Here is a 14,334-nt window from a genome sequence, read left to right as displayed (position 1 = left end):
TCGGCCAACGCCGACTCCCCGGCGGCCCGCTCGCCCCAGCACGCCCTCCCCCGTCCCCGCGCGGCCCCCTCCCCAGGCCCCGCGGAGCCCGTCCCCCCGGCCCGCAGGCCGCGTCCGGCGGCGCGGCACGCCCGCGCGCCCCGGCGGCCGTGCGACCGGTCGCAAGGAGAACCATGACCGACACCGGTCGGCGGGTCCGGCCCCTGGCCCTGCGCGCCCCCGACGCCCGGCCGGCCCGCTACCCGACCGCGGCCCAGGCCGAGAGCGCGGCCCGCCGCCTCGCCCTGCGCCACCCCGACCGCTGCCGGCTGCGCGAGGTGGGCCGCTCCCGGGCCGGGCGCCCGCTGCTGCTGCTCTCGGTGGACCGCGGGCCGCGCGCCGCCCTGGTGGTCGGCGGCCCGCACCCGAACGAGCCGATCGGCACCGCCGCCGCCGTCCGGCTGGCCGAGGTGCTGCTGGAGCACCCCGCCCGGCCCGGCCTGTCCTGGCACCTGCTGCTCTGCCTGGACCCGGACGGCGCCGCCCTCAACGCCGGCTGGCTGGACGGCCCGCTCACCATGCGCCGCCACTACGAGCACTTCTTCCGCCCCGCCTTCGAGGAGCAGCCGGAACTGCTGCCCGCCCCCGACTCCGGCCGCCCGCCGATGCCGGAGAGCCTGGCCCTGACCGGGCTGATCGACGAGCTGCGCCCGTTCCTGCAGTGCTCGCTGCACGGGGTGGACTTCGGCGGCGCCTTCGTCCAGCTGACCGGCCCGGTGCCCGGCCTGGCCGAGCGCTTCGCGCGCTCCGCGGACCGGGCCGGCATCCCGCTCGACGTGGACTCCTACGACGCGGTCGGCTGGTCCAGCCCCGCTCCCGGCACCTATCTGATGCCGCCGCCCGGCAGCGCCGGCACCCCCCGGGCGCTGCCGGACGAGCCCGAGCTGTCCACCTGGTCGTACGCGGCCCGGTACGGCGGGGTGACCGCCGTCCTCGAGGTCCCGATGTGGGCCGTGGACGCGGTCGGCGACGCCCGGATCCATCCGGCCGGGCCGCGGGCCGTCGGCGAGGCGGCCCACGAGCTCACCCTGCGCACCGAGCAGTTGGACGCGCTGCTCGCCCGTGTCCCGGGCCAGGCCCGGGAGGCGTACGGCCCGCTGGTGCGCACCGCCGAGTTCAACCTGGCGGTGGCCCCTCGGATGGCCGCCGAGTGGCTGGAGCTGTGGTGCCCCGGCCCGCTGAGCGCCGCCCGGGCGACCACCGCCGGGCTGGTCGCCGCCCGGCTGCCGCTGCGGGTCGCCTCGGTCCTGCTGCGGCTGCTCGCCGACGCCCGCGGCCCGGCCGCCGAGGCCACCCGGGAGCGCGCCCGCGCCGTCGTCGCGGACAGCCTGGACCGGCTGCGGCACCGCTTCGGTGCCCGTTGGGTGCCGGTCCAGGAGCAGCTGGCCCACCAGACCCGGGCGGTCCTGGCCGCCGCCGACTGCCTGCTGCAAGTCACCTGACGCAGCGTCAACTCCCGCTCCTGGCAAGGCGAAGGGCCGGCCCGGAAGGATCCGGACCGGCCCTGGACTGACGCCCTGGACTGACGGCCCTGGACTGACGGCCCTCGACTGACGGCCCTGGGGAGCCGACAGCCCCAGCGAGCCGACGGCTCAGGCCGCTATCGGCCGCTGGCTGCGCACCGCCTGGAGCAGCCCGATGCCGATCCAGACCGCGAACATCGAGGAGCCGCCGTAGGAGACGAAGGGCAGCGGGATGCCCGCGACCGGCATGATGCCCAGGCACATCCCGATGTTCTCGAAGGCCTGGAAGGAGAACCAAGCGATGATCCCCGCCGCCACGATCGTCCCGTACAGGTCGGTGGCCTGGCGGGCGATCCGGCAGGCCCGCCAGAGGATCACGCCGACCAGCGCGATGATCGCCAGCGCCCCGACGAAGCCCAGCTCCTCACCGGCGACGGTGAACACGAAGTCGGTCTGCTGCTCCGGCACGAACTGCCCGATGGTCTGGGTGCCGTGGAACAGCCCCTTGCCGGTCAGCCCGCCCGAGCCGATCGCGATCCGGGCCTGGGCGGTGTTGTAGCCGACGCCGTTGGGGTCGAGCTGCGGGTTGGCGAAGGCGGCGAAGCGGTCGATCTGGTACTGGCTGAGCAGCCCGAGCTTCCAGATCGCGATGCTCCCGCTGACGCCGAGCGCCAGGATGCCGAGCACCCAGCGGTTGGCGGCGCCGGAGCCGAGCAGGATGCCGAGCACGATCGCGGACATCACCATGACGGACCCGGCGTCCGGCATCAGCAGCACCAGGCCCATCGGCAGGCAGGCCCAGATCAGGCCTCGGAACACCGCCCGGTGCGAGGGGAACTCCCGCTCCCCCGCGTCGACCTGGTCCGACAGCACGACGGCCATCGCCAGCAGGATGGCGACCTTCGCGAACTCGGCCGGCTGGACGGAGAAGCCGCCGCCGAGCTGGATCCACGAGTGGGCGCCGTTGACGGTCGAGCCGATCGGGCTGAGCGTCGCCAGCAGCAGCAGGATCACGCCGACGTAGACGAAGGGCACCAGGGTGCGGACCCGCCGGGCTCCTATCGCTATCACCACGGCGCACAGCACCAGGCCGATCACGAAGTTCGTCAGGTGCCGGTAGAGGAAGTACTGCGGGTCCCCGTGGGTGAGGTTGTCGCGCCCGCGGGTGGCCGACCAGACCAGCAGTGAGCCGACGAGCGAGAGGGCGAGGCCCGCCAACAGCAGTATCCAGTCCAGCCGCCAGAGCGGGGAGTCCTTGGCCAGGGCCTTGGAGACCCCGCTGCGCTGCGGGGTCAGCCGCAGCTGCCGGTACGAGCCGTAGGAGGTCATGCCCGTCCCCTTCCCGGGCGGTTCGGTTCGAGGGCCGCGGCGGCCGCGGTGTACGACGCCGGGCTGTCGGCCGGGGGTGCCGGGTCGAGGAAGGCCGCCGCCGGGGCGGCGTCCGCCTGCGCCGGGGCGGCGTGACCGGCCGCTACAGCCGCTACGGCCGGGGCGAGCGGCGCGAGCTGCGCGCTGGAGGCCCCCTGGGCCGCACCGGCGTCGTACGAGGCCGGCTTGATGATCGCGGTGCCGTCCGGGTTGAACTTCGGCAGCTGGCCCTGCGGCGTGGGCAGCAGCGCCTTGCTGTTGTCGATGTTGCCCTTGTCGTCCACCCCGTACAGCGCCTGGTAGATCCGGCGCACGGCGTCGCCGGAGCCGCCGGAGCCGGTGCCGCCCTGGCTGATCGTCATGACGACGGCGTAGTCCTTGCTGTACGTGGTCAGCCAGGAGGTGGTCTGCTTGCCCTCGACCTCGGCGGTGCCGGTCTTGGCGTGCAGCTCGATCTTGTTCTGCGGCCAGCCGGCCCCGGCGAACTTCCAGGCGGCGGTGCCGCTGGTGATGACGCCGGCGGTGGCCTGGTCGATGTAGCTGAGCAGCTTCTGGTCGCCGGGGAACTTGGCGTCCTCGTGCGGGGCGATGTCACGGACGAGGTCCCCGCCCGGGCTTATCACCGCCTTGGCGATGGTCGGCCGGTAGAAGGTGCCGCCGTTGGCCAGCGCCGAGTAGATCCGGGCCATCTGGACCGGGGTGACGAGGGTGTCGCCCTGGCCGATCGCGAAGTTGACGGCGTCACCGGCGCGCATCTGGTAGCCGTCGACGCAGTTCTCCCGGGCGATCTGGTCCGAGAAGCTGTTGCCGCCCTTCTGCGCCTGGGCGCACCAGGCGTCCTTGTTGTTGTCGTAGAAGGACTGCTTCCACTGCCGGTCCGGCACCCGGCCGGGGACCTCGGCCGGCAGGTCGATGCCGGTCTTGGCGCCGAGGCCGAACTCGTGGGCGGTCTTGAAGAACCAGTCGCCCGGGTTCTTCGGCTTGATGCCGCCGTCCTTCATCCACTGGTCGTACGCCAGGCCGTAGAAGACGGTGTCGCAGGAGACCTCCAGCGCCTTCTCCAGGGAGATGGAGCCGAAGTTCTCGCTCTCGAAGTTCTTGAACTCGCGCCCGCCGATGGTGAGGCTCTTGGGGCACGGGTAGCTGCCGTCCAGCGAGTAGCCGGCCTGCACGGCGGCGGTGGTGGAGACGACCTTGAAGGTCGAGCCGGGGGCGGACTGACCCTGTATGGCCCGGTTCAGCAGCGGGAAGTTGGAGTCCTTGCTGGTCAGCGACTGGTAGTCCTTGCCGCTGATGCCGCCCACCCAGAGGTTGGGGTCGTAGGTCGGGGCGCTGGCCATCGCGACGATCCGGCCGGTGTGCACGTCCATCACGACGGCGGCGCCGGAGTCGGCCTCGTAGTTGCGGTTGGTGACCTTGTCGAAGGTGTTCCGGGCGTCGGTCATGGCCTGCGCCAGGTTGTCCTCGACGACCTTCTGCACCCGGGCGTCGATGCTGGTGACCAGGTTGTTGCCGGTCTGCGGGGCGACGGTGCCGGCGGTGCCGATCACCCGGCCGAGGTTGTCGACCTCCAGCTTGGTGATGCCGGCGGTGCCGCGCAGGTCGCGGTCGTACACCGACTCCAGGCCGGCCCGGCCGATCTGGTCGGCCGGCAGGTAGCGGTCCAGGCCGCTCTTGTCGGCGGTCTTGCTGACCTCGTCGTCGGTGACCGGCGAGAGGTAGCCGAGCACCTGGGCCATGTTGGCGCCCTCGGCGCCGGTGTAGCGGCGTACGGCGGTGGGCTGCGCGGTGACCCCGGGGAAGTCCTCGCGGCGCTCCATTATCTGCATCGCCTGCTGGGTGGTCGCCTCCTTGGTGACCGGGATCGGCTGGTAGGGAGAACCGTTCCAGCAGGGCTGCGGGGTCTTGGCGTCGCAGAGCCGGACCTTCTCCTGGACGTCCTTGGCAGGCATCCCGAGCACGTCGGCGAGCCGGCCGAGCACCCCCTTGCCGCCGTCCTTCTGCTGGAGCAGCGAGGTGCGGCTGACGGAGACCACCAGCCGGGTCTCGTTGCCGGCCAGGATCCGCCCGGAGGCGTCCAGGATCTCGCCGCGGACGGCCGGTTCGACCACCTCGCGGATGTGGTTGCCGGTCGCCTTGGCGGTGTACTCCTTGGCGTTGCGGATCTGCAGGTACCAGAGCCGTCCGCCCAGGGTGGCGAGCAGCGACAGCACCAGGATCTGCAGCACCACCAGACGGATCGTCACCCGCCGGGTACGGCCGGTCTCGGGGATGTTGCTCACGTCTCGTGCGCTCCAGGGGTGCGGGAGGGTCAGGAGGTCTGGGGGCGGGCCTGGACCGGCCGGCTACGGGCGTCGGGCGAAGCCGGGCACGCGCCGCTTCTTGTACGACGGGCCGCTGGAGACCTCGCGGGTGGTGCGGTAGCGGGCCAGCGTGCCCAGACCCGGGCCGCCCTCGTCGTCGTCGCTGGCGGCGGACACCGGGTCGCGGCCGAAACGGCGGCCGAACAGCATCACCAGCGGCACCACGAACGGGGCCAGCAGCAGGTCGTACAGCAGGGCGCTGATCACCAGGCCGCCGAGGCCGACGTGCCGGGCCGCGGTGTCGCCGACCAGGGCGCCGACCATCGCGTACAGCAGGGTGGAGGCGATCGCCGCGGCGCCGACCACCAGCAGCGCGCTGGAGACGGAGCGCTGGCGGCCGTGCTCGGGGCGCAGCAGCCCGGCGGCGTAGCCCATCAGGCAGAGCACCAGGGCGTAGCGGCCGATCGCGTGGTCGGAGGGCGGTGCGAGGTCGGCCAGCAGGCCGGCCGAGAAGCCGACCAGGCAGCCGCCGGTCGGCCCGTAGACCATGGCCAGGCCGACCACGACGAGCAGCAGTATGTCCGGGGTGGCTCCCGGGAGCTGGAGCCGGCCGAGGACGCTGACCTGGAGGATCAGGCCGAGCAGGATCAGGACGGCGGAGACGGGGATGCGGGCGAGGCGCATGGCTCAGTTCCCCCCAGTGGGCTTGGCGGGCGGGGCGGCGGGCGCGGAGGCCTGCGGCTGGGCGGGCGCGGCCGGGGCCTGGCTCTGCCCCGGGGTGGGGGCGGGCGGCAGCACGGCGTCGCGCGGGTCGGTGCGCGGGGGCACGACAACCACGCCGACCAGGTCCAGCCGGGTGAACTGGACGAAGGGCTCGACCAGGACGGTCTTGGTCAGCTGGCCGGCGTTGGCCTGGACCTCGACGACCTTGCCGACCGGGACGCCGGGCACGAACGGGCGGCCGCTCTGCGAGCCGAAGGTGACCAGCCGGTCGCCGGTCTTGACCTGGGCCTTCCCGTTGAGCAGGGAGACCTTCATCGGGCTGTCGCCGCCGCCGGAGGCGAAGCCGATCTCGCCGCTGCCCTCCAGCCGGGTGCCGGCCGAGAAGCCGGGGTCGGAGGCGAGCAGCACGGTGGCGGTGGTCGGGCCGACGGTGGTGATCCGGCCGACCAGGCCCTGGCCGTTGATGACGGTCATGTCGCGGGTGAGGCCGTCGTCGCTGCCGGCGTCGACGGTGATGGTCCAGGAGAAGCCCTGGGCCGGGCCGATCGCGATGACCTGGGCGGCCTTGACGGTGTAGCCGCCGGCGCCGGCGGTGCGCAGCAGGTCGTCCAGCTGCTTGGTGCGCCCGGTGGCCATGTCGGAGGAGGCGAGCTTCTGCCGCAGTTCGGTGTTCTCGCGGGCGAGCTGGTCGGTGCGGCCGCTGTCGGTGGCGGCGTCGCGGAAGGCGCGGACGGTGTTCGCGACCGGGTCCACGACGGTGGCGGCGCCGCGCTCGACCGGGCCGAGAACCTTCGCGGCGGCGTGCCGGGCCGGGCCGAGCGGGGAGTCCTCACCGCCCTTGATGTCCACGGTGATGAGCGCGAAGGCGACGGCCACCAGCAGGATGAGCAGCAGCCGGCTCTCTCGTGTGTCCCTCACGGTGCTGGTACTGCCCCTTCGTACCTGGCGGCCGCCCGGGGCTGTGGGGCCCGGGCGGCGGCCCGTTCAGTTGAGTCTCGGAATGGTCGTCGTGGTGCTAACGGCGCGGAGAGGCGTCCAGTACCTGCTGGAGCGCCTCGAACTCCTCGACGCACTTGCCGGAGCCGAGCGCGACGGAGTCGAGCGGGTTCTCGGCGATGTGGATCGGCATGCCGGTCTCGCGGCGCAGCCGCTCGTCCAGGCCGCGCAGCAGGGCGCCGCCGCCGGTGAGCACGATGCCGCGGTCCATGACGTCGCCGGCCAGTTCGGGCGGGCACTGGTCGAGGGTGGTCTTGACCGCGTCGATGATCGAGTTGACCGGCTCGTCGATGGCGGCGCGGACCTCGGCGGCGGAGATGACGACGGTCTTGGGCAGGCCGCTGACCAGGTCGCGGCCGCGGATCTCGGCGTGCTCGTCCTTCTCGCCCTCCAGGCCGAAGGCGCTGCCGATGCTCATCTTGATCTGTTCGGCGCTGCGCTCGCCGAGGAGGAGCGAGTACTCCTTCTTGATGTGCTGGACGATCGCGTTGTCCAGCTCGTCGCCGGCCACCCGGATGGACTGGGCGGTGACGATGCCGCCGAGGGAGATGACGGCGACCTCGGTGGTGCCGCCGCCGATGTCGACGACCATGTTGCCGGTGGCCTCGTGGACGGGCAGGCCGGCGCCGATCGCGGCGGCCATCGGCTCCTCGATGATGTGGACCTGGCGGGCGCCGGCCTGCGAGGAGGCCTCGATGACGGCGCGGCGCTCGACGCCGGTGATGCCGGAGGGCACGCAGACCACGACCCGCGGGCGGGCCAGGTAGCGGCGGCGGTGGATCTTGAGGATGAAGTAGCGCAGCATCCGCTCGGTGATCTCGAAGTCGGCGATCACGCCGTCCTTGAGCGGGCGGATGGCGACGATGTTGCCGGGCGTGCGGCCGATCATCTTCTTGGCCTCGGCGCCGACCGCCAGGATGCCGCCGGTGTTGGTGTTGACCGCGACGACGGACGGCTCGTTGAGGACGATCCCCTTGCCCCTGACGTACACCAGCGTGTTGGCTGTTCCGAGGTCGATCGCCAAGTCGCGGCCGATGAACGACAGGTTGCTCGCCATGGGGTGTGGGTGCCTTCCCGGGCTCGGAGTTCTTGAGGGTGGACGGATGCGCGCCCACGCTTGGGCGGAGACCAGCTGAGCTGCCGTACCGGGCCCTTGAGTCGCGTCCATCGTAGTCACGCCGCACGGCACGGACATCGACGCGGGGCATACCGTCCATTGTCCGGAGCGTGATCGCTTCTCCGAGCATTGGGACGCCGTGTCGGCGTTCCCAGTTCCCTATTTCACGATAAGAATGCCCCGGCCGGGCCAATGGTCCCGACCGGGGCGGTGCGAAGGTCCTGCCGGGCGTGCCGCCCGCCGGATCAGGCGTGCGCGGGGAAGAAGATCTTGATCTCGCGCTCGGCGGACTCCGGGGAGTCGGAGGCGTGGATCAGGTTCTCGCGGGTGATCGTCGCGTAGTCGCCGCGGATGGTGCCGGAGCCGGCCTCCAGCGGGTTGGTGGCGCCGGCCAGCATCCGGATGCCCTTCACGACCTCCTCGCCCTCGACGATCATCGCGATCGACGGGCCGGAGGTCATGAACTCCAGCAGCGGCTCGTAGAACGGGCGGCCGACGTGCTCGGCGTAGTGCGTCTCCAGGGTCTCCCGGTCGAAGGTGCGCAGCTCGACCGCGGTCAGCTGCCAGCCGGCCTTGCGCTCGATGCGGCTGATGATCTCGCCCGCCAGGCCGCGGCGGACGGCGTCGGGCTTGAGCAGGACGAGAGTGCGCTGGGACACGGTGCGTCTCCTGGTGATCTGGTACGACATGCGGTATGGGGCAGAGGTTACCTTGCGTGAACGACCGGTCGGTCGCGCCCCCGACCGGGGTCAGGCGGCCTGGGCCCCCGACCGGGGCCACACGGCCTGGACCCCCGACCGGGGTCAGGCGGCCTGGGCCTCGGCGGCGCGGGCGGCCTTGAACTCGTCGACCTTGCGGCCGTAGTGCACCGAGCACCACCACAGGCCGGCGAAGACCACGCCGAGGCCGAACATGGTCGGCAGGACGAAGCCGCTGGCGATCAGGCCGATCTGCAGCGCCCAGCCGATCTGCACCGCGCCGGGGCGGTTGATCATGCCGCAGAGCGCGATGCACAGCGCCATCGCGATGCCGCTGACGATCCACACGGTGGCCGTCGAGACGCTGGAGAGCTGCATCGCGACCAGCGCCGCGAACATGATCAGGAGCGCTTCGCCGATCAGCGTCGAGGAGCAGAGCGTCCTCATGTCACTTCCTCCCGAGCAGCAGGCGGGCCTCGCCCACCGTGATGACCGAACCGGTGACCAGCACCCCGGCGCCGCCGAGGTCGCCCTCCTCCTCGGCCAGGGTGACGGCCGCGGCGATGGCGTCGTCGAGGCGGGGCTCGACCTGGACGCGGTCGTCGCCGAAGATCTCCACGGCCAGGGCCGCGAGGGCGTCCACGTCCATGGCGCGGTGGGTGGAGTTCTGGGTGATGACGACCTCGGCCAGGATCGGCTCGAAGGCCTCCAGCACGCCGGCCACGTCCTTGTCCCCCGAGGTCCCGATCACGCCGACCAGGCGGGTGAAGCCGAAGGACTCGGAGATCGCGGCGACGGTGGCCCGGGCGCCGTGCGGGTTGTGCGCGGCGTCCAGGATGATCGTGGGGCTGCGGCGGACGATCTCCAGGCGGCCCGGCGAGGACACGCCGGAGAAGCCCTGGCGGACCTTGTCCACGTCCAGCTGACCGCCGCGGGCGCCGCCGACGCCGAAGAAGGCCTCGACCGCGGCCAGCGCCAGCGCCGCGTTGTGCGCCTGGTACTCGCCGTGCAGCGGGAGGAAGACGTCCTCGTACTCCTCGCCGCCGAGCCCGCGCAGCGTCACCAGCTGGCCGCCGACGGCGAGCTCACGGCGGATCACGCCGAACTCCAGGCCCTCGCGGGCGACCGTGGCGTCCACCTCGACGGCCCGGCGCAGGATGACCTGGGCGGCGTCCAGCTGCTGCTGGGCGACCACGGCGACGGCACCGGACTTGATGATCCCGGACTTCTCGACCGCGATCTCGCCGGTGGTGTTGCCGAGCTTGTCGGTGTGGTCCAGCCCGATCGGGGTGATCACGGCCACGGCGGAGTCGATGACGTTGGTGGCGTCCCAGGAGCCGCCCATGCCGACCTCGACCACCCCGACGTCCACCGGCGCGTCGGCGAAGGCCGCGTAGGCCATGCCGGTGAGCACCTCGAAGAAGGACATCGGGACGGGCTGGGCGGCGTCGACCATCTGCACGTAGGGCTCGATGTCGCGGTAGACCTCGACGAAGCGCTCCGGGCTGATCGGGAGGCCGTCCAGGGTGATCCGCTCGGTGACGCTCTCCACGTGCGGGCTGGTGTAGCGGCCGGTGCGCAGCTCGAAGGTGTTGAGCAGCTGCTCGATCATCCGGGCGGTGGAGGTCTTGCCGTTGGTGCCGGTGATGTGGATGGAGGGGAAGGACCGCTGGGGCTGGCCCAGGATGTCCATCAGCGCCTCGATCCGGTCGAGCGAGGGCTCCAGCTTGTTCTCCGGCCAGCGCTTGGAGAGCTCCAGTTCGACGTCGCGCAGGGCGTCGCCGGTGCTGTCGTCGGAGGGGCGGAGGGTGTACGGATTCGGGTCGGCCTTGTCGCTCACGACCACAGTCTACGGAGCGGCGGCGGCCCGGCCCCACAGGGCGAGGGGTACGGCGCCGACGGGACGGCGGCGCGGCGGGCGACGGGTGAGAACGGCCACTTTGCCCCGTCTTTGCCTTACTTCTTGAGTTTGCTCCCTTTACTATCGATTTGGCGAGTTTTGACGGCAATGGAGCATCGATTCGCAAGCCATAGGAGCCAACAGCCTTTGATCATGAGGAGCACTGCGCCATGCCCGACGCCCTGCACGACTGGATCGTGCTCCGCCAGGACGCCGTCGTCTGGTTCGCCGGACTGATCTCCCTGGCCCTCGTCGGCTACCTGGCCCTCGTCTTCGGACGCTTCCTCGTGTACTGGGCCGGCTCCCGCCACGCCTTCCGGCACAACCGCCCCTCCCCGCCCGGCGACCCCGCCACCCTCCAGTGGCACCTGGTCATCCCCTGCCGCGACGAGGAGGCCGTGGTCACCCAGACCCTGGACGGCCTGCGGGCCAGCGCGCCCGAGGCCCACCTCTGGGTGATCGACGACGACAGCGAGGACGCCACCCGCGAACTCGTCCTCGCCGCCGCGGCCCGCGACCCGCGGATCCACCTCGTCCAGCGCCGCCGCCCGCACGCCCGGATCGGCAAGGGCGCCGCGCTCAACGCCGCCTACCGCGAGATCTCCGCCTGGCTCCCCGAGTCCACCGACCGCTCCGAGGTGGTCATCGGCGTGGTCGACGCCGACGGACAGCTCGACCCCGGCACCCTCGGCCAGGTCTGCAACCCCGAGGCCCTCGGCCGCCCCGACACCGGCGCCGTCCAGATCGGCGTCCGGATGCGCAACGCCGACGACGAACGCCCGCTGCCCGGCCGCGGCCGCACCGCCAACGCCCTCGCCCGCACCCTGGTCCGGATGCAGGACGTCGAGTTCCAGGCCAACAACGCCGGCATGCAGCTGCTGCGCCGCCGCACCGGCAGCGTCGGCCTCGGCGGCAACGGCCAGTTCGTCCGGCTCACCGCCCTCGACTCGCTCACCACCGAGGAGGGCCGGGCCGGCCGCCCCTGGCCCGAGCGCGCCCTCCTGGAGGACTACGAGTCCGGCCTCGAGCTGCGCCTGGCCGGCTGGCGGCTCACCCACGTCACCGAGGCCCAGGTCTCCCAGGAGGGCCTGATCTCCCTGCGCCGCTTCCTCACCCAGCGCACCCGCTGGGCCCAGGGCAACATGCAGTGCCTGCGCTACACCGGCCGGGTGCTGCGCTCCCCGCACTACCGGGCCTGCGGCAAGGCCGAGGTGCTCTACACCTTCCTCCAGCCGGTGGTCTGCGTCCTGCTGGTGCTGCTGTTTCCGCTCTCGCTCGCCATCACCGCCGCCGGGCTGGTGCTCTTCCCCGCCGAGACCATCGAGTTCCAGCTCCGGTTCGGCCCGTGGATGCTGCTCGCCTTCGTGCTCGCCACCCTGCCGATGGTGTTCTGGGGCCTCGCCTACCGCAGGGCCGTCCACCCGGACCGCAGTCGGCTCACCGGACTGCTCTGGGGCGTCCTGGTCTGGCTCTACGCCTACCACCTCTTCGTGGTCGCCGCCCGGGCCGCCGTCCGACTGCTGCTCGGCCGCAACGGCTGGGCCAAGACCCGGCGCAACGCCGAGAAGGTCGCCGTCGGCGCCCCCACCGCGCTCGAATCCTGAACCCCCACTCCCCGCCCCGCGCCGCCTCCCCACCCCCGCGCCGTCCTCCCGGAGCCCCCGCATGAGCATGTGCCTGCCCCCGAACAGCGTCGCCGTCGTCCTCGGCACCCGCCCCGAGCTGGTCAAACTCGCCCCGCTGATCCACGAACTCGGCGAGGCCACCCGGCTGGTGCACACCGGCCAGCACTGGGACGAGGCGATGTCCGGCCGCTTCCTGCGCGACCTCGACCTGCCCGCGCCCGAGCTGCTCACCGGCGTCGGCGGCCGGCCCCGGGCCGGGCAGATCGCCCAGTCCCTCGGCCAGCTGGACGCCGCCTTCGCCGAGGACCGCCCCGCCGCCGTCGTCGTCCAGGGCGACACCAACGCCACCCTCGCCGGGGCGCTGGCCGCCAACGCCCGGGAGATCCCGCTGGTGCACGTCGAGGCCGGGCTGCGCAGCTACGACCGCGCGATGCCCGAGGAGCACAACCGGGTGATGGTCGACCACGTCTCCGACCTGCTCTGCGCCGCCACCGAGGACAACGTCGCCAACCTGCGCGCCGAGTCCCTCGACCGGGGGCGGATCGCGCTCACCGGCAACACCGTCGTCGAGGTGGTCCGCCGTCAACTGCCCGACGCCGACGCCCGCGCCGCGCTGCTCGCCGCGCACGGGCTGCGCCCGGACGGGTACGTGCTGGCCACCGTGCACCGCCCGGAGAACACCGACACCGCCGAGGCGCTCGGCGCCGTGCTCGCCGAGCTGGACCGGATCGCCCGGGCCGGCACCCCGGTGCTGTTCCCGATGCACCCGCGCACCCGGGCCGCCGTCGAGCGCTTCGCCCTGGGCGCCCTGCTGGAGCGCCTGGCCGTCACCGAACCGGTCGGCTACGGCGACTTCCTGGGCCTGGCGAGCCACGCGGCGCTGCTGGTCTCCGACTCCGGCGGCGTACAGGAGGAGTGCACCGTGCTCGGCCGTCCGCTGCTGGTGGTGCGCCGCTCCACCGAGCGCCCGGAGGCCGTCGACGCCGGCTTCGCCGCGCTGGTGCGGCCCGGCGAGGAGCTCGGCGAGCTGGCCCGCGGCTGGCTGTCCGACACCCCCGAGCGGCTGGCCCGGCTGGCCGCCACCCCGAGCCCGTACGGCGACGGCCGCGCCTCGGCCCGGATCGCCGCACTGACCGCCGCCCTGGCCGAGGACGCCGGGGCCGGGGACGCCCTGGCCGAGGACGCCGGGGCCGCCGACCGCGCCACCGTCCAGGCGGCCCCGCTGGCCGCATAGGGACTCCTGACAGCCGGACTGGTGGGTCAGACCCCGGCCCGGGCCTCCGGGACGTGCGCGGAGCCGCCGTGCCGACGGCGCAACTCGGCCGTGATCTCGGCCAGTTCACCCTCGGGCAGCAGCGGCAGCATCATCGCGACGCCCTGCAGCAGACCGCCGAGCAGGAAGGTGGTGTCCGCCGTCGCCGCGACCAGGCCGCGGACCTCGGCCACCCGGCCGTCCGCGACCGCCTCGATCAGCTGGGCCGCGTTCGCGCTCTCCTCGTCCACCTGGACGGCGGCGCTGTCCTGCGGGGCCCGACGGGCCATCGCCCGCAGCACCCGGTCGCCGACCTCGGGGGCGTACGCCTTGCGGACGGCCTCGGCGGCGATCCAGGTGAGCAGGGTGGTCACCTCCCGCTCGGCGTTCTCCGTCATCAGCAGGTCCAACTCGTGGTCGAACGCGAGCTGGTTGCCGTGGCGGAAGGCGAGCAGCAGGGTCGCCGCCCTGGCCTTGGCCTCCTCGACCGCCTCGGCAGGCAGTTCCTGGGCCAACTCCTCGGTCACCACCACCACGCCATGCCTCCCGTCCGTCGCTCAGCAGGAACGCTCAGCAGAAACACCTTCGGAAACTTCGAGCACACCGTACACATCCGACCTGGAAACTTCTGCGAACGCGCGCGGGCAAGACCGGAATCAATTCGCTCGGAATAGGACCTCACCCGGTCCAGGATGAATATTCGCCGGAAGGGAGCAATGTTGCTGCTCTATTAGGCGTAGCGGCCGTTTCGGCGGACCCGGCGAAACGGCGCGCCACAAACGAACGCGCGCCGTCACGAGCGCGCCGGAAGCGGACCCGCCGGAAACGGGCGCCGCGGAAAACGCCGAGG

12 protein-coding genes are annotated in these 14,334 nt (G+C 72.7%); 3 read left to right on the top strand and 9 right to left on the bottom strand.

Annotated features, from left to right (window positions below; translation table 11 throughout):
- The first annotated feature begins 173 nt into the window (after window positions 1-173).
- Window positions 174-1,481, top strand: a complete 1,308-nt coding sequence (locus tag ACIQWA_RS17675) for a M14 family zinc carboxypeptidase (protein WP_402483443.1) — start codon at window positions 174-176, stop codon at window positions 1,479-1,481.
- A gap of 150 nt (window positions 1,482-1,631) precedes the next feature.
- Here ACIQWA_RS17675 and rodA read toward each other — a convergent pair whose 3' ends face one another.
- From rodA to ACIQWA_RS17635, 8 genes are all read right to left on the bottom strand, one after another.
- Entirely contained in the window at window positions 1,632-2,831 is a 1,200-nt protein-coding gene (gene rodA / locus ACIQWA_RS17670) for a rod shape-determining protein RodA (RefSeq protein WP_402483440.1), read from the bottom strand.
- A complete protein-coding gene (mrdA, locus tag ACIQWA_RS17665; protein ID WP_402483437.1) occupies window positions 2,828-5,152 on the bottom strand; it encodes a penicillin-binding protein 2 in 2,325 nt (774 codons plus the stop codon). The genes rodA and mrdA overlap by 4 nt, the downstream gene beginning before the upstream one ends.
- A 63-nt stretch (window positions 5,153-5,215) precedes the next feature.
- The gene (mreD, locus tag ACIQWA_RS17660; RefSeq protein WP_360228897.1) at window positions 5,216-5,857 is read right to left on the bottom strand and encodes a rod shape-determining protein MreD; all 642 of its coding nucleotides are present in this window, start codon (window positions 5,855-5,857) and stop codon (window positions 5,216-5,218) included.
- A gap of 3 nt (window positions 5,858-5,860) precedes the next feature.
- Entirely contained in the window at window positions 5,861-6,814 is a 954-nt protein-coding gene (mreC, locus tag ACIQWA_RS17655) for a rod shape-determining protein MreC (protein WP_360228900.1), read from the bottom strand.
- 97 nt (window positions 6,815-6,911) lie between these two features.
- Window positions 6,912-7,937, bottom strand: a complete 1,026-nt coding sequence (locus tag ACIQWA_RS17650; RefSeq protein ID WP_360228991.1) for a rod shape-determining protein — start codon at window positions 7,935-7,937, stop codon at window positions 6,912-6,914.
- Between the two features lie 317 nt (window positions 7,938-8,254).
- Window positions 8,255-8,668 carry a nucleoside-diphosphate kinase gene (ndk, locus tag ACIQWA_RS17645; protein ID WP_396235982.1) on the bottom strand — a complete coding sequence of 138 codons (414 nt, stop codon included), beginning with the start codon at window positions 8,666-8,668 and terminating at the stop codon, window positions 8,255-8,257.
- A 144-nt stretch (window positions 8,669-8,812) separates the two neighbouring features.
- Window positions 8,813-9,154, bottom strand: coding sequence for a DUF4233 domain-containing protein (locus ACIQWA_RS17640; RefSeq protein WP_402483434.1), 342 nt, complete (start codon window positions 9,152-9,154; stop codon window positions 8,813-8,815).
- A gap of 1 nt (window position 9,155) precedes the next feature.
- The gene (locus ACIQWA_RS17635; protein ID WP_360228909.1) at window positions 9,156-10,547 is read right to left on the bottom strand and encodes a folylpolyglutamate synthase/dihydrofolate synthase family protein; all 1,392 of its coding nucleotides are present in this window, start codon (window positions 10,545-10,547) and stop codon (window positions 9,156-9,158) included.
- Window positions 10,548-10,777: 230 nt separating this feature from the next.
- Between ACIQWA_RS17635 and ACIQWA_RS17630 the strand changes: the two genes are divergently transcribed.
- Window positions 10,778-12,211, top strand: a complete 1,434-nt coding sequence (locus ACIQWA_RS17630) for a glycosyltransferase (RefSeq protein ID WP_402483430.1) — start codon at window positions 10,778-10,780, stop codon at window positions 12,209-12,211.
- 61 nt (window positions 12,212-12,272) lie between these two features.
- Window positions 12,273-13,466, top strand: a complete 1,194-nt coding sequence (gene wecB, locus ACIQWA_RS17625; RefSeq protein ID WP_402483428.1) for a non-hydrolyzing UDP-N-acetylglucosamine 2-epimerase — start codon at window positions 12,273-12,275, stop codon at window positions 13,464-13,466.
- A gap of 26 nt (window positions 13,467-13,492) precedes the next feature.
- On the opposite strand, the gene ACIQWA_RS17620 is transcribed toward wecB, so the two are convergent.
- Window positions 13,493-14,020 (bottom strand): hypothetical protein, encoded by a 528-nt coding sequence (locus ACIQWA_RS17620; RefSeq protein WP_402483425.1) that lies wholly within the window; start codon window positions 14,018-14,020, stop codon window positions 13,493-13,495.
- Window positions 14,021-14,334 lie beyond the last annotated feature (314 nt).

It is taken from the genome of Kitasatospora sp. NPDC098652 (genome assembly GCF_044760155.1).
In the GTDB taxonomy this organism is placed as follows: domain Bacteria; phylum Actinomycetota; class Actinomycetes; order Streptomycetales; family Streptomycetaceae; genus Kitasatospora.
Note: the sequence above shows the minus strand (reverse complement) of the source record. Positions and strands in the feature narration are given on the sequence as shown.